Annotated in this window: 18 protein-coding genes; 6 read left to right on the top strand and 12 right to left on the bottom strand. The window is 71.1% G+C overall.

Going from position 1 to position 19,750, the window contains the following annotated elements:
• Positions 1-49: 49 nt before the first annotated feature.
• From AC4BEG_RS23360 to AC4BEG_RS23350, 3 genes are all read right to left on the bottom strand, one after another.
• Positions 50-574 (bottom strand): GNAT family N-acetyltransferase, encoded by a 525-nt coding sequence (locus tag AC4BEG_RS23360; protein WP_490701693.1) that lies wholly within the window; start codon positions 572-574, stop codon positions 50-52.
• Positions 575-713: 139 nt separating this feature from the next.
• Positions 714-1,292, bottom strand: coding sequence for a Clp protease N-terminal domain-containing protein (locus AC4BEG_RS23355; RefSeq protein WP_490701692.1), 579 nt, complete (start codon positions 1,290-1,292; stop codon positions 714-716).
• Positions 1,292-1,501 carry a helix-turn-helix domain-containing protein gene (locus AC4BEG_RS23350; RefSeq protein WP_009718008.1) on the bottom strand — a complete coding sequence of 70 codons (210 nt, stop codon included), beginning with the start codon at positions 1,499-1,501 and terminating at the stop codon, positions 1,292-1,294. Before AC4BEG_RS23350 ends, AC4BEG_RS23355 begins: the two co-directional genes overlap by 1 nt.
• 114 nt (positions 1,502-1,615) lie before the next feature.
• Here AC4BEG_RS23350 and AC4BEG_RS23345 point away from each other — a divergent pair, with 114 nt between their 5' ends.
• The 3 genes from AC4BEG_RS23345 to AC4BEG_RS23335 all read left to right on the top strand — a co-directional run bounded on the left by AC4BEG_RS23345 (position 1,616) and on the right by AC4BEG_RS23335 (position 3,762).
• Positions 1,616-2,272 carry a GNAT family N-acetyltransferase gene (locus AC4BEG_RS23345; RefSeq protein ID WP_490701691.1) on the top strand — a complete coding sequence of 219 codons (657 nt, stop codon included), beginning with the start codon at positions 1,616-1,618 and terminating at the stop codon, positions 2,270-2,272.
• Positions 2,273-2,348: 76 nt separating this feature from the next.
• Positions 2,349-2,540 (top strand): YegP family protein, encoded by a 192-nt coding sequence (locus AC4BEG_RS23340; protein ID WP_490701690.1) that lies wholly within the window; start codon positions 2,349-2,351, stop codon positions 2,538-2,540.
• Between the two features lie 124 nt (positions 2,541-2,664).
• Positions 2,665-3,762: a glycoside hydrolase family 18 protein gene (locus AC4BEG_RS23335; protein WP_490701689.1), complete on the top strand. Its 1,098-nt coding sequence runs from the start codon at positions 2,665-2,667 to the stop codon at positions 3,760-3,762.
• Between the two features lie 41 nt (positions 3,763-3,803).
• Here the strand turns inward: AC4BEG_RS23335 and AC4BEG_RS23330 are convergent, their stop codons facing one another.
• The 3 genes from AC4BEG_RS23330 to leuA form a co-directional block, all read right to left on the bottom strand.
• Positions 3,804-4,145 (bottom strand): response regulator transcription factor, encoded by a 342-nt coding sequence (locus tag AC4BEG_RS23330; RefSeq protein WP_490701688.1) that lies wholly within the window; start codon positions 4,143-4,145, stop codon positions 3,804-3,806.
• A gap of 69 nt (positions 4,146-4,214) precedes the next feature.
• On the bottom strand, positions 4,215-4,931 hold the full coding sequence (locus AC4BEG_RS23325; RefSeq protein WP_490701687.1) for a TerB family tellurite resistance protein: 717 nt from the start codon (positions 4,929-4,931) through the stop codon (positions 4,215-4,217).
• Between the two features lie 209 nt (positions 4,932-5,140).
• Positions 5,141-6,916: a 2-isopropylmalate synthase gene (gene leuA, locus AC4BEG_RS23320; RefSeq protein WP_490701686.1), complete on the bottom strand. Its 1,776-nt coding sequence runs from the start codon at positions 6,914-6,916 to the stop codon at positions 5,141-5,143.
• Between the two features lie 324 nt (positions 6,917-7,240).
• On the opposite strand from leuA, the gene AC4BEG_RS23315 reads away from it, so the two are divergent.
• Both AC4BEG_RS23315 and AC4BEG_RS23310 read left to right on the top strand, forming a co-directional pair.
• Positions 7,241-8,326: a M4 family metallopeptidase gene (locus tag AC4BEG_RS23315; protein WP_490701685.1), complete on the top strand. Its 1,086-nt coding sequence runs from the start codon at positions 7,241-7,243 to the stop codon at positions 8,324-8,326.
• Between the two features lie 27 nt (positions 8,327-8,353).
• On the top strand, positions 8,354-8,620 hold the full coding sequence (locus AC4BEG_RS23310) for a protealysin inhibitor emfourin (protein WP_490701684.1): 267 nt from the start codon (positions 8,354-8,356) through the stop codon (positions 8,618-8,620).
• A 72-nt stretch (positions 8,621-8,692) separates the two neighbouring features.
• On the opposite strand, the gene AC4BEG_RS23305 is transcribed toward AC4BEG_RS23310, so the two are convergent.
• The 3 genes from AC4BEG_RS23305 to AC4BEG_RS23295 all read right to left on the bottom strand — a co-directional run bounded on the left by AC4BEG_RS23305 (position 8,693) and on the right by AC4BEG_RS23295 (position 11,038).
• Positions 8,693-9,712, bottom strand: a complete 1,020-nt coding sequence (locus tag AC4BEG_RS23305; protein ID WP_490701683.1) for a GTPase Era — start codon at positions 9,710-9,712, stop codon at positions 8,693-8,695.
• A 62-nt stretch (positions 9,713-9,774) separates the two neighbouring features.
• Complete coding sequence (locus AC4BEG_RS23300; protein WP_201875625.1) at positions 9,775-10,125, bottom strand: cytidine deaminase; 351 nt, start codon at positions 10,123-10,125, stop codon at positions 9,775-9,777.
• Between the two features lie 58 nt (positions 10,126-10,183).
• Positions 10,184-11,038 (bottom strand): helix-turn-helix transcriptional regulator, encoded by an 855-nt coding sequence (locus AC4BEG_RS23295; RefSeq protein ID WP_490707169.1) that lies wholly within the window; start codon positions 11,036-11,038, stop codon positions 10,184-10,186.
• A gap of 198 nt (positions 11,039-11,236) precedes the next feature.
• Between AC4BEG_RS23295 and AC4BEG_RS23290 the strand changes: the two genes are divergently transcribed.
• Positions 11,237-12,727, top strand: coding sequence for an MFS transporter (locus tag AC4BEG_RS23290; RefSeq protein ID WP_490701682.1), 1,491 nt, complete (start codon positions 11,237-11,239; stop codon positions 12,725-12,727).
• 88 nt (positions 12,728-12,815) lie between these two features.
• On the opposite strand, the gene AC4BEG_RS23285 is transcribed toward AC4BEG_RS23290, so the two are convergent.
• From AC4BEG_RS23285 to ybeY, 3 genes are all read right to left on the bottom strand, one after another.
• Positions 12,816-17,528, bottom strand: coding sequence for an Ig-like domain repeat protein (locus AC4BEG_RS23285; RefSeq protein WP_490701681.1), 4,713 nt, complete (start codon positions 17,526-17,528; stop codon positions 12,816-12,818).
• A gap of 409 nt (positions 17,529-17,937) precedes the next feature.
• Positions 17,938-19,251 (bottom strand): hemolysin family protein, encoded by a 1,314-nt coding sequence (locus tag AC4BEG_RS23280; RefSeq protein ID WP_490701680.1) that lies wholly within the window; start codon positions 19,249-19,251, stop codon positions 17,938-17,940.
• Positions 19,248-19,745: an rRNA maturation RNase YbeY gene (gene ybeY, locus AC4BEG_RS23275; RefSeq protein WP_490701679.1), complete on the bottom strand. Its 498-nt coding sequence runs from the start codon at positions 19,743-19,745 to the stop codon at positions 19,248-19,250. Before ybeY ends, AC4BEG_RS23280 begins: the two co-directional genes overlap by 4 nt.
• Positions 19,746-19,750 lie beyond the last annotated feature (5 nt).

Below are 19,750 nucleotides of genomic sequence, written 5' to 3'. Positions count from 1 at the left end.
GCCCCGTTGGGACCGTGATCGCCCCAGACGGCCGCGGTCCCCTCGGAGCTCAGACGCGGGAGAACGGCTCGGCGTAGCTGAACGCACCCTTGAGGGTGGGCTGATACGTGGTCAGGGTGCGGACCTGGAAGTACTCGCCCCAGGCGGGGTCGGGCGCGGTGATGCCGAAGTCGGTGGAGGGGCGGAAGCCGAAACGGCCGTAGTAGTCGGGGCTGCCGAGCAGGGCGACCAGCGGTTCGCCGAACGCGTCGGCGGCGCCGAGCACGGCGTGGACGAGCGCCTTGCCCACACCGCGGCGCTGATGGCCGGGGAGGACACTGAGCGGGCCGAGACCGAGTGCGAGCGCCTGGTCGGGGCCGATATGGGCGCGGGTGCACACCACATGGCCGATCACCTCGCCGTCGTCGCCGATGGCGACGACGGAGAGTGCGGGCAACCAGGCGTCACAGGTACGGAGTTGCTCGAGGAGGGTGACCTCGACCGGGACCGGGGTCTCGGCCCTGCTGGCGAAGGCCGCCGCGGTGACGTCGGCCACGGCAGCGATGTCTGCGCGGGTTTCTCGTCGGATCAGCACCGGCACAGTGTGGGCGGCACAACCGGGGACCGGCAACCGATTTGTGCGGCTGCGAGCACGGGGGCACCGGGGCGCCGCGCGCACACGGCACACCGGGCGGGGCCGCCGCCACCTCCAGGAGCCCGCCTTCAGCCCGGCTTCAGCCCGCCTCCGGCCGTGCGTCCAGGGCGCGTTCGACCCGGACGTAGGTCACATCGTGGTCGGCGAGGACGCTCGCGGCGACTCCCGGCCGGGCGAGGAGGGCAAGCAGCAGATGTTCGTCGCCGATGTGCCGGTCGCCGCGGCCGTGGGCGATCCGCAGCGACCGCTCCAGCACCGACTTGGCCTCCGGTGCGAAGGGGCGCCGTGCCGTGCGCCCGCCACGCCGCGGGCCGGTCCGGCCACCGGGGCCCCGGGAAGCGGCGAGGGCGCCCACGCCGTGGACCTCCTCCACCCGGGCGACGATCTCCTCGACGTCGATCCCGAGTCCGGCCAGCGCCTCAGCGTCCGCGCCCGAGATACCGCCGCGGCGGCGCGCCTCGGCCAGTGACCGCTCGATGGACGCCCGCCGCCCGTGCGCACCGAGGCCGGACAGCGCGGTGGCGGCGGGGCTGCCGGTGCGGTCCAGGAGCGCGAGCAGCAGCTCAGCCTCGCCGACCTTGGCGCTGCCGGTCTCCGCCGCGTGACGTACGGCGCCGTGGACGACCTCGCGGGCGCTGCTGGTGAACTTCTCGAACATCAACGCCTCCCGTGCTTCTTGTGGACCGCCTGCCTGCTGACGCCCAGTTCCGCGGCGATCTCCTGCCACGACCAGCCCTTCGCGCGGGCGCTGCGCACCTGCACGGCCTCCAGCTGCTCCAGCAGCCGGCGCAGCGCGGCGACGGCGCGCAGTCCGACCCGGGGGTCACGGTCGCCCGCGCGCTCGGCGAGATCCGTTGCTTCGGTCATGGCGTCAATGTAGGTTGACGCACGCTCTGCCGTCAACCCTGATTGACAACAGGGGGGCTCGCCGGGGAGTAAATGAGGTCGACGTAGCCACGGGCCGTCCGGCAGCCTCCCGTCATGGACCCTCATTTCTGGCCCCTGTACGGGCTCCGCGTCCGCACCCCACGTCTTGAACTGCTCCTTCCCGACCTCCCCCGGCTCGATGAGCTGGCCGCGGTCGCGGCGGAGGGAGTGCACGACCCGGCCGAGATGCCGTTCAGCGTTCCGTGGACCGACGCGACCCCGGAGGAGCGCGGGCGCGCCACGTTCCAGCATGTGCTGCGGACCGTCGCGGAGTGGCGCCCGGAGGCCTGGACGCTGAGCCTGGCGGTGCTGCATGAGGGCGTGGTGATCGGGCGGCAGGACCTGATGGCACACGATTTCGCGGTGACCCGGGAGGCGGAGACCGGCTCCTGGCTGGGTCTGGTCCACCAGGGGCGGGGCTTCGGCACGGAGATGCGGGCCGCGGCGGCGCACCTGGCCTTCGAGGGCCTGGGGGCGAACCGGCTGACCTCGGGTGCGATGGTGGAGAACGGGCGCTCGCTCGGGGTGTCGCGGCGGCTCGGCTACCGCTCCGACGGGGTGGAGACCGTCGCCGTACGGGGCACGGCCCGGACCATCCAGCGGCTGCGGCTGGACCGCGCCGCCTGGGAGGAACACCGCGCCACTCCGGTCGAGGTGCGGGGTCTGGAGCCCTGCCGCGCGCTCTTCGGAGCCCCGCCCCCGGCCCCCTGACCACCGGAGTGCGAGGGTCACCCGGCCGCTCTGCGGTGGTTCGAGGGGGGCAGGGACGCATCGGAGGTGGATAGCCATGGCGGGCAAGTTCGAGATCTACGAGGACAAGGCCGGTAAGCACCGCTTCCGTCTGAAGGCGGGCAATGGCGAGATCATCGCGGTCGGCGAAGCGTACGAGTCCAGGAGCGCGGCCCAGAAGGGCGTCGAGTCGGTCAAGAAGAACACGCCCACGGCCGAGGTCAAGGAACTGCCGAGCGACAAGATGTGACACCGGCGTCGACGAGGCGGGCTTAGACGCGGTGGCGTAGGCGCGGCGCGGCACACCATCGGACACACCCCCGGACACACAACCGGATGCGACTCCTCGCATACCGCTCGCTAGCCTCCCCTTCGTGAAGAAGCCACGCATAGGCCAGGCCGCGGCCGACCGGTTCCGACGGGTACTGCGCGGCGTACGACGCGTCTGGAAACACCCACGGCTGAAGTGGCCCAAGCGCGTCACGGCGGCTCTGGCAGGCAGTCTGGCCCTCGCCGTTCTCGCCGCCGGGGTCTCACTGCGGCTGCTGTACGCGGGGGACCTCAAGCCCGGCACCCAGACCCGGGGCCGGGACGCGGTCTGGCTCGGCCACGCCTGGGTGGACGGCCGCAACGGCGAACGGGAACTGGCGGCGCTGGCCCGACGGGTACGCGGCAGCGGCATCCGCGATCTGTACGTCCACGCGGGTCCGCTGGAGCACAACGGCACGCTGCCCGCGGCCCGTTACCCCAAGGCCGCCTGGCTGCTGAAGGCCGTCCACCGCGAACTGCCCGGGGTCCGGGTGCAGGCGTGGCTGGGCGATGTGCTGGCCACCGAGGGCCCGACCGGGCTCCGGCTGGAGGACCGGGACAACCGCGCCCGTGTGGTGCGGTCCGCGCGGCAGGTACTGGACGCGGGCTTCGACGGGGTGCACTTCGACCTGGAGCCGCTGCACTCCGGTGACCGCGCCTACCTCGCGCTCCTCGACGCACTGCACACCCTCACCCGCGCCCGCCGCGCCCCGCTGTCGGTGGCGGCCCATCAGATCGACCCGCTGCCGGGGCTGCACACGGCGGCGGACTTCTTCACCGGCCACCCCAAGTGGTGGTCGCAGAAGTACTTCGGCCAGGTGGCACGGCGGGTCGACCAGATCGCGGTGATGTCGTACGACACCACGATGCCGCTGGAGAGCCTGTACGGCGGCTATGTGGCCCAGCAGACCGAGCTCGCGCTCGAGATCACCCCGCCCACCACGGATCTACTGATGGGCCTGCCCGGCTACCACACCAACAACATCGGCCGTCACGCCTGGGCCGAGACGGTCACGGCGGCGGTACGCGGCACCCGGCTCGGCCTGGGCCGCCAGGACCGCCACCGGAAGCGGTTCGGGGTGGCGCTGTACGTGGACTTCGCCGCCACGGAGGAGGACTGGAGGGCCTACCGGAAGGGCTGGGGAGCGCCGGGCACGGGGTGAGCGGGGGCGCGAACCGGGCCGCGGTCAGGCGCCGACCCCGCTCAGGAGGCCCCCGAGGAGGGCGGAGGGCTGGAAGCGGACCGGGTGATCATGCCCGACTCGTAGGCGGCGATGACCAGTTGGGCCCGGTCCCGGGCGCCCAGCTTGCCCATGAGCCGACTGACAAGTGTCTTGGTGGTGAGCGGCGAGAGACCGAGCGCCCCCGCCGCCACGGCGTTGTTCAGCCCGCCCGCGACAAGGGTGAGCACCTGGCGCTCCCGCTCCGACAGCGCCGCCAGTACCCGGGCGCCGGAACGCCGGGCGCCGGGGCGGACGGGGCGCGCAGCATCCGCGCGATCAGCCGAGCGGTCGGACGGCGACAGCAGGGACTCCCCCGCCGCCACGGTCAGTATGGCGTCCAGGAGTTCCGCGGGGACGCGCCCGCACGGAGCGCCTCCACGATGGTCCGTCGGTCAGAAGGGCGCGCGGGTGGCGGCCAGGAGGCGGGCGGTGTCGTCGGGGCCGATCATCAGGGCGCGGCCCACGGTTTCCAGGACGGCGCGCTCGGCCGGGCGGTAGGGGCCGTCGGCGACCGCGATCCGGGCGCCCTGGAGGAGGATCGCCTCACGGCCGGTGGGGGCCAGATGAGGGGCCAGGGGCTCCAGGGCCTCGTGCAGCTCGATGGCCAGAGCCGTGCCGCACGGGTCCAGACCGTCGCGCTCCCCGGTGCCGCAGGCGCCGGGGAGGCGGCCGGTGTCGGCGGCGAGGGCCTCGATGAGGGAGAGGAGCTGGTCCTCGCTGCACTCGGCGAACCCGGCCGCGCGGACCGCGCCGACCGCGATCTGGCGGACCGCGGCCGCGTCGGTGCCGCCCGCGGCGAGCACCGCGAGGGCGACGGTGTGCACGGCGTCCCGCAGCATCGCGGAGAAGCGGGTGGTGGTGGGGTGGTCGAGCGCCTCGGTGCCGAACCGGCCGCCGCAGGCGGCGCACTCGACGACGGGGGCAACCGGTCCGCGGGGCAGCAGCGGCAGGCCGAGCAGCACGATGCGGCGGCGGCCGGTTCGGCGGCGGTAGTTGCGGTCGCCTCCGCAGTCGGGACAGAAGAACTCACCGTCGCCGACGGTCCGCCACAGAGTGCGTACGCCTACCACACACAGGTCCCGGTCTCGTCGGGCACGCGCGTGCACCACGTCACACCTCCATAACGCTTCGGCCACGTTGCCGCGTTGACGTGATGCTAGCCACATCAATGATGTGACGTCAGTACCCCGAACGGAGACAACAGGCCAAACCCGAGGCCCCGCCCACCTCAGACGGCGGACGGGGCCCATGCGGGTGACGGGTCAACCGGCCCTTGCCGATGGGCCGATCGCCCTGGCGGCGAACCCTCCGGCGGTCGCTAGCGGCGGCCCCGGTTGACCGCCGAGACCACCGCCTTGAGGGAGGCGCGCACGATGTTGGCGTCGATTCCCACACCCCACAGCACCTTGCCGTCGATCGCGCACTCGATGTACGCGGCGGCCTGTGCCGCGGCGCCCTCGCTCAGCGTGTGCTCGGTGTAGTCCAGCAGCCTGACGTCCACGTCGATCGAGGCCAGGGCATCGAAGAAGGCGGCCAGCGGGCCGTTGCCGGAGCCGGTCAGCACCACCTCGGCGCCGTCCACGACGGCCTCGACGGTGAGCGCGTCGGTGCCCTCCGTGGTGGTGGAGGTCTGCGCCGAGCGCAGCGAGATCCCGCCCCACTGATTGTCGTCCGTCGGCAGGTACTCGTCCTGGAAGGCCGACCAGATCTGGGCCGGGGTGACCTCGCCGCCCTCGGCATCCGTCTTGGCCTGAATCGTCTTGGAGAACTCGATCTGCATCCGCCGCGGCAGATCCAGGTTGTGGTCGTTCTTCAGGACATAGGCGATGCCGCCCTTGCCGGACTGGGAGTTGACCCGGATGACGGCCTCGTAGGAACGACCGACGTCCTTGGGGTCGATGGGCAGGTACGGGACCTCCCACTCGATGTCGTCCACGCTCTTGCCCTGTTCGGCCGCGCGCGCGTCCATCGCCTCGAACCCCTTCTTGATGGCGTCCTGGTGGGAGCCGGAGAAGGCGGTGTAGACCAGATCGCCCGCGTAGGGGTGGCGCGGGTGGACCTCCATCTGGTTGCAGTACTCGGCGGTGCGACGGATCTCGTCGATCTGCGAGAAGTCGATCTGCGGGTCGACGCCCTGGGAGAACAGGTTCATGCCCAGCGTCACCAGGTCGACATTGCCGGTGCGCTCGCCCTGCCCGAACAGACAGCCCTCGATCCGGTCGGCCCCCGCCATGATCGCCAGCTCGGCGGCGGCGACGGCGGTGCCGCGGTCGTTGTGCGGGTGCACCGACAGACAGATGTGCTCACGCCGGGACAGATGGCGCGACATCCACTCGAAGCGGTCGGCGTGGGTGGAGGGAGTGGAGCGCTCGACGGTGGCGGGCAGATTCAGGATGATCTCGCGCCCCTCCTCGGGCTGCCAGACGTCCATCACGCCCTCGCAGACCTCCAGCGCGAAGTCCAGCTCGGTGTCGGTGAAGATCTCCGGGCTGTACTGGTAGCCGAAGGCCGTCCGGTCGTCCAGGATCTTCTCGGCGTACTCCATCACCAGCCGGGTGCCGTCCACCGCGATCTGCTTGACCTGGTCACGGCTGCCGCGGAAAACCACTCGGCGGAAGACCGGGGCGGTCGCGTTGTACAGGTGCACGGTGGCCCGGTGGGCGCCGCGCAGCGACTCCACGGTGCGCTCGATCAGCTCCTCGCGCGCCTGGGTCAGCACGGAGATCGTCACGTCCTCGGGGATCGCGCCCTCTTCGATGATCGACCGTACGAAGTCGAAGTCGGTCTGCCCGGAGGAGGGGAAGCCGACCTCGATCTCCTTGTATCCCATACGGACCAGCAGGTCGAACATCTCGCGCTTGCGGGCCGGGGACATCGGGTCGATCAGCGCCTGGTTGCCGTCCCGCAGATCGGTGGACAGCCAGCGCGGCGCGACGGTGATGCGGTTCTCCGGCCAGGTGCGGTCGGGGATGTCCACGGCCTCGTAGCGGCCGTAGCGGTGGACCGGCAGCCCGGAGGGGCGCTGGGTGACGGTCGCGGCGGTGATCGGCGTGCGGCGGCCGACGGAATGGCCGGGCGTATCGGAGTGGGTCATGACGCGTAGGGCTCCTCGTGAGTCCGCTGGACGAAGGTCCACTGGGCGGCCGACGGGGCGTAATCACCGCAACACCGAACTCCGCGGGGAGGGGGTCGGCCTACGACTACAGGCCCTCGCCGCGGCAGCTAAGAAGAAGCAGCCCGAAACGCATGATGGATAGCAGCCTAACCGAGACGCCCGGCTCCGGCGGGCCCGTATCACTATGCGGGACGGGGCATCCCTCGCGCGCCTCCCGCCGGGATGTGCCCATCAATCACTCGATTTCATCAATCATGACCGCAAGGAGTGACAACTCGACAGCGCAGTGCCACATTGCCAGGCATGGACGCGAACCCGAACTCCCGCAGTGTCTTCTGCACGATCGTGCCGCCGCACGTCCTCGACAAGCTCTCGCACGCCGACGACCCCGCGGTGGCCGAGCCCGCCCGCCGCACCCTGGAGCGGGACGCCCTGGAGCGCACCCGCCGCCGGATCACCACCGTCCGCGGGGTCACCACCACCGTGGAGCGGGCCCCCTCCAACAAGCCCAAGCGCACCATCTACGACGCCAAGCACGAGACACGGCTGCCGGGGAAGAAGGTGCGCGACGAGGGCGGCGAGGCCGGCCGGGACCAGTCGGCCAACCGCGCCTACGACGGTCTGGGCGCCACCTTCGAGCTCTTCCTCAAGGCGTACGGCAGGCGCTCCATCGATGACTCCGGCCTCCCGCTGAACGCCAGCGTCCACTACAGCGAGGACTACAACAACGCCTTCTGGGACGGCGAGCAGATGGTCTTCGGCGACGGGGACGGCGAGGTCTTCCTCGACTTCACCATCCCGGTCGATGTGATGGCCCACGAGCTCACCCACGGCGTCACGCAGTACACCGCCAATCTGGAGTACTTCGGCCAGTCCGGCGCGCTCAACGAGTCCATGTCCGATGTCTTCGGCTCGCTGGTCAAGCAGCACGTCCTCGGCCAGACCGCCGAGGAGGCCGACTGGCTGATCGGCAAGGGGCTGCTCGCGGAGCGGGTCACCGGGGTGGCGCTGCGCTCGATGAAGGCCCCCGGCACGGCCTACGACGACGACGTCCTCGGCAAGGACCCGCAGCCCGGCACGATGGACGACTACGTCCACACCTCACGGGACAACGGCGGCGTCCACATCAACTCCGGCATCCCCAACCACGCCTTCTACCTCGTCGCCAAGGCCCTCGGCGGCAACGCCTGGGAGCGCGCCGGACAGATCTGGTACGACGTGCTCACTGGCGGCGATCTGGCCTCCGACGCCGAGTTCAGCGACTTCGCCCAGCTCACGGTGGCCGCGGCGCACTCACGCTACGGCGAGGGCGAGGAGCAGTCGGCGGTGCTGGAGGGATGGGCCGCGGTCGGCATCACGGATCTGCGGACGCGGGTGGGCGCGCGCTAGAGCCCGCCCTCGGGTAGTGATGGACCCATGCGTATTTCCGTCACCCGCACCGGCGGATTCGCCGGAATCGAGCGCCGGGCCGAGCTGGACACCTCCGGTCGGCCCGACGCCACCCATCTGGCCGCCCTGGCCCACCAGGCCGTCGAGAAGGGCGCCGCGGCCGCCACACGCGGCGTCCCGGACGGCTTCCACTACGAGATCACCATCGACGGCCGTACGGTCCATACCGCCGACCCGCATCTGAGCGAGGCCCAGCGGGAGCTGATCCGCACGGTGCTCAAGGAGGGGGCGTAGACCGTACCGCCCGCTCAGCAGCCGCCCGCTCAGAAACCCAGCTTCCGCAGCTGCCTCGGCTAGAGGCCGGGCTCAGAAACCCAGCTTCCGCAGCTGCCTCGGGTCGCGCTGCCAATCCTTGGCGACCTTCACATGAAGGTCGAGGAAGACGGGCGTACCCAGCAGCGCCTCGATGTGCTTGCGGGACTTCGTTCCGACGTCCTTCAGCCGTCGGCCCTTGGGGCCGATGACGATCCCCTTCTGGCTGGGGCGCTCGATGTAGAGGTTGGCGTGGATGTCGAGGAGGGGCTTGTCCGCGGGACGGTCCTCGCGCGGCAGCATCTCCTCGACGACCACCGCGATGGAGTGCGGCAGCTCGTCCCGTACGCCCTCCAGCGCCGCCTCGCGGATCAGCTCGGCGACCATGACCTGCTCGGGCTCGTCGGTGAGGTCGCCCTCGGGGTAGAGCGCCGGGCCCTCGGGCAGCAGCGGGACCAGCAGATCGGCCAGCAGGCTCACCTGACCGGCCCCCCGCCTGTCCCCGTCCTCGGCGGCGGCTCCGCGGCCCGCCTCCTTCTCCGCGTCCACCGCCGAGACCGGGATGATCTCCGCCCACTCGATGCCCAGCTCCGTGCCGAGCCGGTCGACGGCCAGCAGCTGCTGGGCCAGCTGCTGGGGCTCGACCAGGTCGGTCTTGGTGACGATCGCGACCTTGGGGGTCTTCTTGATCCCGGCCAGCTCGGTGGCGATGTAGCGGTCGCCGGGGCCCAGCTTCTGATCGGCGGGCAGACAGAAGCCGATCACATCGACCTCGGCCCAGGTGGTCCGTACGACGTCGTTGAGACGCTCGCCGAGCAGAGTGCGCGGCTTGTGCAGACCGGGGGTGTCGACGAGCACCAGCTGTGCGTCGGGGCGGTGCACGATGCCGCGCACGGTGTGCCGGGTGGTCTGCGGACGGTTGGAGGTGATCGCGACCTTCGTCCCCACCAGCGCGTTGGTGAGGGTCGACTTGCCCGCGTTGGGGCGACCGACGAAGCAGGCGAAGCCCGAGCGGTGCGGGGTCTCCCCCGGCTCGGACGGGGACGGAGAGGTACGGACACTCATGGCGCCCATTCTCCCCGATGCCCCGACCCGCTCGGACCAGTCCTGCGGACCGGCTGCCGACGGGGATCCCGTCAGGCCGGGAGGGTGGCGCGCACGGTGCCGTCCGGGTCCGCCACCAGCACCGGCGTACCGGCGCCGCCCAGGTCCCGTACGGCCGCGCGGTCCTCGTCGGGGGCGGTCCCGGCCTCGGTCACGACGGCCGCGGCCTCCAGGGACTTCGCACCGCTGGCGACGGCCATGGCGACGGCGGTCCGCAGCGCGCTCAGCCGGAGCGAGTCCAGGGCGACGGTCCCGGCCACATAGGTGCGGCCCGTCTCGTCGCGCACGGCGGCGCCCTCGGCCACGCCGTTGCGGGCCCGCGCCGAGCGGGCCAGCGTGACGATCTTGCGGTCTTCCGGGTCCAGCTGCGCTGCTTCGCTCATGCGGATGAGCATATGCGGGCCGCCGACCGGCGCTGGTGCCGGTGGGGTGGCTCGCGGGTCAGCCCGCGACCGAGTACATCCCGCCACGCCGTCCCTCCGGGGAGAGCAGCCACTCCAGCTTCGCCGTGGTCTCCTCGACGGTCTGCGCACCCGCCCCCGTCCCGGTGCCCTCGATCGGCATCGGATGGTGCATCACGATCGTCAGGTCGGGCCGGGCCGGGACCCGTAGCTGCGTGGACTCGAAGCGCAGCGCGCCCACCAGCGGATGGTGCAGCTCCTTGTACATCTGACCGCCGACCTGGATGTCCCGGCGCTCCCACAGCTCGGTGAACTCCGGACTCAGATCCGCCAGTTCACCGACGATCTCGCTGAAACCCTCGTCGTCCGGGTGGTCGGAGAGGGAGGCGCGGAACTGGGCGACGACCCAGGGCGCGTTCTCCTCCCAGCTCTGGGCGCGGGCCCGGTAGACCGGGTCGGTGAAGAAGGTGATCAGGCAGTTCTGCGGCAACTCCGGACGGAAGCCCAGCACCAGCGCGGCACCGTCGTTGTAGGCGATGATGTTCCAGTAGCGGTCCATGATGTGCGCCGGGAACGGCATCCAGGCGTCGATCAGCCGTTGGAGCCCCTCGCTCACATGGTCCGTGCCGTACTCGGACGCGGGGACGGGCGGATTGAGCCCGGCCAGCACATAAAGGTGGCGGCGCTCGGGGTCGTTGAGCCGGAGCACCCGCGCGACCGCGTCCAGCACCTGCGGCGAAACGGTGATGTCCCGGCCCTGCTCCAGCCACTGGTACCAGGACGCGCCCACCCCGGCCAGGACCGCGACCTCCTCCCGGCGCAACCCCGGCGTACGGCGCCGGCCGCCGTCCGGCAGCCCCGCGTCCGCGGGGCTGACCCGGGCCCGGCGGCTCATCAGGAAGTCACGCAGCTCCTGTCGGCGGTGTGACTTGCCGGTGGTCTGTGTCCTCGCCGTCGTCTCCGCGGCTGCTGCCACGCCGTCCCCCTCCTCACCGGTGCGCTCACCGGCGTGCTCTCGCTGAAGCTGGTGGTGCGGCCAACAGGATAAGTGCCCGCTCCCCACGTCCTCCTGGATCATTCGAACCTGTTGTCCATGGCGATCGATTCCCCCTCCGTCCTCTCCGACCCCACCGCCGAGCGCGCTACCGCCGCTCGGCCCCCGGTCCCCGATCCGGCTCCCGCGCGGCTGACCGGCCGCGCCAAGCTGATCCTGATGGTGCTGTGCGCCGCCCAGTTCATGGTGGCGCTGGACTTCTCGATCCTGAACGTGGCCCTCCCCGCGCTCGGCCGGGACCTGGGCATGGGCCAGTCCGACCTCCAGTGGGCGGTCACCGCCTTCGCCCTGCCCTCCGGCGGCTTCCTGCTGTTCTTCGGCCGGGTGGCCGACCTGTACGGGCGGCGCAAGCTGTTCCTCACCGGGCTCGCGCTGTTCACGGTGGCCTCCCTGCTGGCCACACTGGCCTGGAACCCGGCCGTCTTCCTCGCCGCACGAGCCGCACAGGGGCTGGGCGCGGCGCTCATCGTGCCGACCGGTATGTCACTGCTCACCACCACCTTCGCCGAAGGCCCGCAGCGCGAACGCGCCCTGGGCATCAGCGGCACCCTGATGTCGCTGGGCTTCACCATCGGCATGGTCCTGGGCGGCGGAATGACCGACGCGCTCGGCTGGCGCTCCACCATGGGGCTGCTCACGGTCGCGGGCGCCCTGGTGCTGGCCGTCGCCCCCGCGTTGCTGACGGAGTCGCGCCATCCGCGACGGCCACGGCTGGACGTACCGGGCGCGGTGACCGTCACCGGCGGACTGCTCGGTGTCATCTACGCCCTGTCGACGGCCGCCGAGCGCGGTTTCGGCGGCGCCGATGTGATCGTGGCGCTGGTCGGTGGCGCCCTGCTGCTGGTGGCGTTCGCCGTCGTGGAGTCCCGGGCCGCCGAGCCGCTGGTGTCCCTGCCGATGCTGCGCCGTCCCACCGTGGCCTGGGGCAATCTGGCCGGGCTGACCACCTTCGCGATGATGAGCTCGGTCATCTTCCTGCTGACGCTGTATCTCCAGGAGGTGCTGAAGCTGTCGTCGCTCATCACCGGTCTGGTCTTCGGTGTGCAGGGGGTGCTGTCCGCGGTCGCCGGAGTGGTCGCGCCCAAGGTGATCGGCCGCTTCGGCGCCCGTCGCACCCTGGTCGGGTCGATGCTGATCCAGGCGGTGCTGACGGCCGTGATGGTGGGTCTTGGCGAGAACGCCACCGCCGGTGCCTGGCTGGCCATGGCGGCGGTGAGCACCGCCAGTGTCGCCCACCTGTGGGTGATCGTCTCGTACGGTGTCATCGCCACCTCCGGTCTGCCGGACCAGGAACAGGGCCTGGCCACTGGGCTGGTGACCAGCTCCCAGCAGATCGGTATGACCGTGGGCATCCCGCTGCTGAGCGCCCTCGCCTCGGCCCATATCGCGTCGCTGCGCGACGGCGGCGCGGACTTCGCGGCCTCGACGCTGGGCGGCGTCCGGCTGGGTATCGGTGTGGACGCGGCGGTTGTCGCGCTGATCGCGGTGGCGGCCGGCCTGGGCCTGCGCGGGCGCCGTGGCCGCGGCTGACACATCCGCGAACCACAGCTGCGCCGGACCGCTGGATGCGGTCCGGCGCAGCTATGGGTGGGTCAGGGCAGGTTCCCCCGTTCCGTCCTCAGGGGAGGATCGGTGTCGGCTGGAACCTCAGTGAGGCGTTGGCCGACGCCGGGCTCAGACCGGGCGCTCCCGCGAACGAGGCGGTGTAGGTCGAGGCCGTGAGCACGGTCGGCGGCACGGTCACGTTGGTGCGCGTCGCGGTACCACTGGCGTTGGTGACGGCGCTGCCCAGACTGATCGGCCCCAGCACGGAGTTGGCCACGAAGGTGATGGTCTGCCCCGGCAGGGGGTTGTTGGACTGATCCCTGAGCGTGGCGCTCAAGGTCGGGATGATCAGCGTTCCGTTGAACCGCAGCCGGATCGTCGCCGGGGTCGCCGTCAGCGTTGTGTTCACGGCGGACACGTTCTGGACGAGCGTGCCGGACGACGAGCTGTAGCAGGTGTCGCCGCTGTAGATGGCGGTGACCGTGTGCGGGCCGCTGGTGAGGGTGTTGGTGCTCACGGTGGCCTGTCCGGAGGCGTTGAGCGTGCCGATGAGGATGGGGCCACCGCTGATCACGAACGTCACGGTGCCGGTCGGAGTTCCCGTCCCCGGAGCCACCGGGGCCACGGTCGCGGTGAAGGTCACCGTCTGGCCGGGCGACGACGGGTTGGGCGAGGAGGTGACCGTGGTCGTGGTCGGCGTCGAGTTGACGGTGGCCGTCCCGGAGGCCGTCGAAGCCGCCACTCCGGTGTTGCCGCTGTACGTCGCCGTCACCGTGTGCGGGCCCACGCCCAGTCCGGTGGCCGTGACACACGCCTGACCGCCGGCGTTGAGCGTGCCGGTCAGGGTCGGACCGCCCGCGACCACGAAGGTCACCGTTCCGGTCGGGGTGCAGGTCCCGGGCAACACGGTCGCCACCTGGGCGCAGAGGTTGACCGACTGGCTGCACACCGACGGGTTGGGGGTGATGGTCAGCGCCGTGGTGGAAGCGGCCTGGCCGACGGTGACCGAGCCGGTGGCCGACGAGCCCGCGACACCTCCGCCGCCCGCGTAGGTGGCGGTCACGGTGTGCGTGCCGACGGGGATGGCGCTGGTGGTGACACACGCCTGACCACTGGCATTGAGCGTGCCGGTCAGAGTCGGACCACCGCTGATCGCGAAGGTCACTGTTCCGGTCGGCACGCAGGTCCCGGGTGGCACGGTGGTGACCTGGGCGCACAGGGTCACCGCCTGGCCGCACACCGGCGAACCGGGCGTCACCGTGAGCGTCGTGGTGGACGCCGCCGGGTTCACATTGATCGTCGCCGTACCGGAGGAGCCCGCGACGTCCGTGGAACCCGCGTACGTCGCCGTCACCGTGTGGCTGCCGACGGGGATGGCTGTGGTGGTCACACACGCCTGACCACTGGCGTCGAGCGTGCCCGTCAGAGTCGGACCACCACTGATCGCGAAGGTCACATCCCCGGTCGGGACACAGGTACTCGGCCCCGCGACCGTCACCTGAGCACAGATCGTCACCGCCTCACCGCACACCGAGGGGTCGGGCGTGACCGACACCGTGGTGGTCGAGACTCCCTGGTTCACCAGGACCGTTCCGGTGGTCGAGGAGCCCGCGACTCCCGTGTCACCGGCGTAGGTGGCGGTGACGACGTGGCTGCCGACGGGGATGGCACTGGTGGTCACACACGCCTGACCACTGGCGTCGAGCGTGCCGGTCAGCGTCGGACCACCACTGATCGCGAAGGTCACCGTTCCAGTCGGCACACAGGTCCCCGGCGGCACGGTGGTCACCTGAGCGCACAGGGTCACCGCCTCACCGCACACCGACGGGTTGGGAGTCACGGTCAGCGCGGTGGTGGAAGCGGCCTGGTTGACCGTCAGCCCCGCGGTACCGGTAGAGCCCTGGACATCGTCGTTGCCCGGGTAGCTGGCGGTCACCGTGTGCGGGCCGACGGGGATGGAGCTGGTCGTCACACACGCCTGACCACTGGCGTCGAGCGTGCCGGTCAGCGTCGGACCACCGGAGATGGTGAAGGTCACATCCCCGGTCGGGACGCAGGTGCTCGGGGCCGCGACCGTCACCTGAGCACAGATCGTCACCGCCTCACCGCACACCGAGGGGTTGGGCGTGACCGTGACCGCGGTGGACGAGACGCCCTGGTCGACATTGATGGTCCCAGTGCCGGTCGAGGCCGCGATGTCGCCGTTGCCCTCGTAGGTGGCGGTCACCGTGTAGCTGCCCGCCGCCAGCCCGCTGATGGTCACACACGCCTGACCACTCGCGTCGAGCGCGCCGGTCAGCGTCGGACCACCGGCGACCACGAAGGTCACTGTTCCGGTCGGGACGCAGGTCCCGGGTGGCACGGTGGTGACCTGGGCGCACAGGGTCACCGCCGCACCGCACACCGACGGGTTGGGGGTCACGGTCAGCACCGTGGTGGAAGCGGCCTGGCCGACGGTGACCGAGCCGGTGGCCGACGAGCCCGCCACGCCTCCGCCGCCCGCGTAGGTGGCAGTGACGGTGTGCGTGCCGACGGGGATGGCGCTGGTGGTCACACACGCCTGGCCACTGGCGTCGAGCGTGCCCGTCAGAGTCGGACCACCACTGATCGCGAAGGTCACTGTTCCGGTCGGCACGCAGGTCCCGGGTGGCACGGTGGTGACCTGGGCGCACAGGGTCACCGCCTGGCCGCACACCGGCGAACCGGGCGTCACCGTGAGCGTCGTGGTGGACGCCGCCGGGTTCACATTGATCGTCGCCGTACCGGAGGAGCCCGCGACGTCCGTGGAACCCGCGTACGTCGCCGTCACCGTGTGGCTGCCGACGGGGATGGCTGTGGTGGTCACACACGCCTGGCCACTGGCGTCGAGCGTGCCCGTCAGAGTCGGACCCCCACTGATCGCGAAGGTCACATCCCCGGTCGGGACACAGGTACTCGGCCCCGCGACCGTCACCTGAGCGCAGATCGTCACCGCCTGACCGCACACCGAGGGGTCGGGCGTGACCGACACCGTGGTGGTCGAGACTCCCTGGTTCACCAGGACCGTTCCGGTGGTCGAGGAGCCCGCGACTCCCGTGTCACCGGCGTAGGTGGCGGTGACGACGTGGCTGCCGACGGGGATGGCACTGGTGGTCACACACGCCTGACCACTGGCGTCGAGCGTGCCCGTCAGAGTCGGACCCCCACTGATCGCGAAGGTCACCGTTCCAGTCGGCACACAGGTCCCCGGCGCCACCACCGCCACCTGAGCGCACAGGGTCACCGCCTCACCGCACACCGACGGGTTGGGAGTCACGGTCAGCGCGGTGGTGGAAGCGGCCTGGTTGACCGTCAGCCCCGCGGTACCGGTAGAGCCCTGGACATCGTCGTTGCCCGGGTAGCTGGCGGTCACCGTGTGCGGGCCGACGGGGATGGAGCTGGTCGTCACACACGCCTGACCACTGGCGTCGAGCGTGCCGGTCAGCGTCGGACCACCGGAGATGGTGAAGGTCACATCCCCGGTCGGGACGCAGGTGCTCGGGGCCGCGACCGTCACCTGAGCACAGATCGTCACCGCCTCACCGCACACCGAGGGATCGGGCGTGATCGTCACCGCGGTGGACGAGACGCCCTGGTCGACATTGATGGTCCCAGTCCCGGTCGAGGCCGCGATGTCGGCGTTGCCCTCGTAGGTGGCGGTCACCGTGTAGCTGCCCGCCCCCAGCCCACTAATGGTCACACACGCCTGACCACTCGCGTCGAGCGCGCCGGTCAGCGTCGGACCACCGGAGATGGTGAAGGTCACGTCTCCGGTCGGGACGCAGGTGCTCGGTGCGCCGACCGTCACCTGGGCGCAGATCGTCACCGCCTGACCGCACACCGCGGGGTTGGGCGTGACCGTCACCAAGGTCGTCGAGGTGCCCTGGTTCACCACAATGGTCCCGGTGGTGCTGGAACCCGCGACATCGGTGTTCCCCGAGTACGTGACCGTCACCGTGTCGGTGCCGACCAGGAGTTGGTCCGTGGTCACACACGCCTGGCCGGTCGCGTTGACCTCCGCGGTCAGCGTCGGACCGCCGGTCACCGAGAAGGTCACGGTGCCCGTCGGGGTACAGGTGCCGGGCTCCTCGACCGTCACCTGGGCGCACAGCGTCACCGACTCGCCGCAGACCGAGGGACTCGGAGTCGCGGTGAAGGTGACGGTGGAGCTCGCCTGATTGACCGTGAGCGGCACCAGGGCGGAGTTGGAGGGGCTGAAGCCCGGATCGCCGCTGTAGAAGGCGGCGACGAGATGCGCGCCCACCGTCAGATCGCCGGCGTCCACGGTGACCGATGCCTGCCCGGTGGCGTCCAGATTCGCGACCAGGGCCGGGCCGTCGTCGCTGACGATGAAGGTGACCGTACCGGTGGGGACAGGGCCCGCGGGCACGGTCGCCACCGTGGCGCTCAGCGTGACGCTCTGCCCGCACACCGCGGGATTCGGCGAGACGGTGAGGGTAGTGGTGGTCGTCGCCGCATTGACCTGCTGGATGGTGGAGCCCGTCGAAGGGTCGAGATTGGCGTCACCGCTGTAGGTGGCGGTCACCGCGTGGGGACCCACGGTCAGGGAGGTGGTGGTGAACGACGCCTGTCCGCTGGCGTCGACGGGGACGGTCACGGGTGCGCCGGAGTCCACGGAGAAGTCGACTGTACCGGTCGGTGTGATGGCCCCGGGTGGCACCGAGGCGACGGTCGCGGTAAAGGTGACGGCCTGTCCGAAGACCGAGGGGTTCGGCGTGGACGTCACCACAGTGGTCGAGGCAGCCATGAAGTTGGCCCCTTCCCGGGTCGCGATAGGAAGTGGGCCGTCACGGCCCCCGCCAGGTGTCCTGCGGGGGCCGTGCCCATCTGTACGGGGGTGCCCATACGGCCGACCGTCTACGTCAAGTAGACGGTCCGACTGTCCCCCGACAGAGGTATGGGCGACCCACCAGTCGGTATCTGCAAGTAAGCAGGTGCCTAGGCCAGATGGGCCAGAGTGCGGGGACCCTTTCCACCCGTATGGCGCAGCGCGGCCCCGCGCGCCCGGCTGCGCGGGCGTGACGGGGCGCATCGGGGCAGCCCGCGGCCGCGCCGACGCGCCCGTGGGGGCGCGCGGAGAGGAGGCACAGCGCCCGGTGGGGGCGTGCGGTGAGGGGACGGTGAACGCCGACTGACGCTGTCAGACGGTGGACCGGCTATGACTCCGATTCGGCGGCGGCGGTCTCCCGGACCGGCTCGACCAGCACCGTGACGATGCGGTTGCGGCGGCCGGCCGGGGACTCGGCCGTCAGCCGAAGGGCCTTGAGGGCCGGGTCCGCGCCGCCCTCGGGGATATCGACCTCGGCCGTGGCACCCGCGATCGGCACCCGGCCCAGGGCCTTGGCGAGCAGTCCGCCGACCGTCTCGACGTCCTCGTCCTCCAGATCCGTCCCGTACAGCTCGCCCAGATCGCCGAGGTCGAGCCGGGCGGTGACCCGGTGGGTGCCCTCGCCCAGATCCTCGACGGGCGGCAGCTCCCGGTCGTACTCGTCGGTGATCTCACCGACGATCTCCTCGAGGATGTCCTCGATGGTCACGATCCCGGCCGTACCGCCGTACTCGTCGATGGCTACGGCCACATGGCTGCGGTCCTGCTGCATCTCGCGCAGCAGATCGCCCGCGTTCTTGGTGTCCGGGACGAAGGCGGCGGGCCGCATCGCGGTGGAGACCAGCTCGGATTCGGCCTCGCGGTTGATATGTGTCTTGCGGACCAGGTCCTTGAGGTAGACGATCCCGACGATGTCGTCCTCGTTCTCCCCGGTGACCGGGATCCGGGAGAAGCCGGAGCGCAGCGCGAGGGTGAGCGCCTGCCGGATGGTCTTGTAGCGCTCGATGACAACGAGGTCGGTGCGCGGCACCATCACCTCGCGCACCAGGGTGTCGCCGAGCTCGAACACGGAGTGGACCATGCGCCGCTCCTCGTCCTCGATCAGCGACTCCTGCTCGGCGAGGTCGACCAGGGCGCGCAGCTCGGCCTCGGAGGCGAACGGGCCCTTGCGGAAGCCCTTTCCGGGCGTGAGCGCGTTACCGAGGAGGATCAGCAGCGGCGGGATCGGGCCCATGACCCGGGCCAGCGGGATCAGCACATAGGCAGCCGCGGTCGAGGTGTTCAGCGGGTGCTGGGCGCCGATGGTGCGCGGTGAGACGCCGACGGCGACATACGACACCAGGACCATGACGCCGATGGCGACCGTCAGCGCCTTCCAGGTCTCGGGGAACTCGCTCAGACAGGCGTAGGTGACCACCGCGCCCGCCGCCACTTCGCAGGCCACCCGGAGCAGCAGCGCGACATTGAGATAGCGGGTGGGGTCCTCGGCGACATGCATCAGTTTGGCGCTGCCGCGCCGCCCGGTGCGCACGGCCTCCTCGGCCCGGAACCGGGTGGTGCGGGCGAGGCCCGCCTCGGCGCACGCCGCCAGCCAGGCGACGACCACCAGCAGGACGGCCGCCGTGACGAGCTGCCCGCTCATCGGGTGGTGGGGGCCGGGGAGGGGCCGGTCAGACCGTACTCGGCGCGCCAGCCGTCGACGATCGCGGCCTGGAGGCCGAACATCTCGGCGCGCTCGTCCGGCTCCTCGTGGTCGTAGCCGAGGAGGTGGAGGACGCCGTGGACGGTGAGCAGCTGGAGCTCCTCGTCCATGGAGTGGCCGGTCGGCGCCTCCTCGCCCTGCTTCTTGGCCACTTCGGGGCAGAGCACGATGTCCCCGAGGAGACCCTGCGGGGGCTCCTCGTCGTCCTTGGCGGGCGGCCGCAGCTCGTCCATCGGGAAGGACATCACATCGGTGGGCCCCGGCAGGTCCATCCACTGGATGTGGAGCTGCTCCATGGCGTCGGCGTCAACGACGATCACCGAGAGCTCGGAGAGCGGGTGGATACGCATCCGGGCCAGGGCGTAGCGGGCGACGTCCAGCACCGCCCGCTCGTCGATGTCCGTGCCGGATTCGTTGTTGACGTCGATCGCCATGGGGC

It is taken from the genome of Streptomyces sp. JLBJ103 (assembly GCF_058215575.1).
Note: the sequence above shows the minus strand (reverse complement) of the source record. Positions and strands in the feature narration are given on the sequence as shown.

What these genes read in the sequence shown, in the direction of transcription:
- AC4BEG_RS23355 (WP_490701692.1), bottom strand. Translation starts at nt 1,292, where the DNA reads ATGTTCGAGAAGTTCACCAGCAGCGCCCGCGAGGTCGTCCACGGCGCC.
- AC4BEG_RS23350 (WP_009718008.1), bottom strand. Translation starts at nt 1,501, where the DNA reads ATGACCGAAGCAACGGATCTCGCCGAGCGCGCGGGCGACCGTGACCCC.
- AC4BEG_RS23345 (WP_490701691.1), top strand. Translation starts at nt 1,616, where the DNA reads ATGGACCCTCATTTCTGGCCCCTGTACGGGCTCCGCGTCCGCACCCCA.
- AC4BEG_RS23340 (WP_490701690.1), top strand. Translation starts at nt 2,349, where the DNA reads ATGGCGGGCAAGTTCGAGATCTACGAGGACAAGGCCGGTAAGCACCGC.
- leuA (WP_490701686.1), bottom strand. Translation starts at nt 6,916, where the DNA reads ATGACCCACTCCGATACGCCCGGCCATTCCGTCGGCCGCCGCACGCCG.
- AC4BEG_RS23315 (WP_490701685.1), top strand. Translation starts at nt 7,241, where the DNA reads ATGGACGCGAACCCGAACTCCCGCAGTGTCTTCTGCACGATCGTGCCG.
- AC4BEG_RS23310 (WP_490701684.1), top strand. Translation starts at nt 8,354, where the DNA reads ATGCGTATTTCCGTCACCCGCACCGGCGGATTCGCCGGAATCGAGCGC.
- AC4BEG_RS23305 (WP_490701683.1), bottom strand. Translation starts at nt 9,712, where the DNA reads ATGGGCGCCATGAGTGTCCGTACCTCTCCGTCCCCGTCCGAGCCGGGG.
- AC4BEG_RS23300 (WP_201875625.1), bottom strand. Translation starts at nt 10,125, where the DNA reads ATGAGCGAAGCAGCGCAGCTGGACCCGGAAGACCGCAAGATCGTCACG.
- AC4BEG_RS23295 (WP_490707169.1), bottom strand. Translation starts at nt 11,038, where the DNA reads ATGAGCCGCCGGGCCCGGGTCAGCCCCGCGGACGCGGGGCTGCCGGAC.
- AC4BEG_RS23290 (WP_490701682.1), top strand. Translation starts at nt 11,237, where the DNA reads ATGGCGATCGATTCCCCCTCCGTCCTCTCCGACCCCACCGCCGAGCGC.
- AC4BEG_RS23285 (WP_490701681.1), bottom strand. Translation starts at nt 17,528, where the DNA reads ATGGCTGCCTCGACCACTGTGGTGACGTCCACGCCGAACCCCTCGGTC.
- AC4BEG_RS23280 (WP_490701680.1), bottom strand. Translation starts at nt 19,251, where the DNA reads ATGAGCGGGCAGCTCGTCACGGCGGCCGTCCTGCTGGTGGTCGTCGCC.
- ybeY (WP_490701679.1), bottom strand. Translation starts at nt 19,745, where the DNA reads ATGGCGATCGACGTCAACAACGAATCCGGCACGGACATCGACGAGCGG.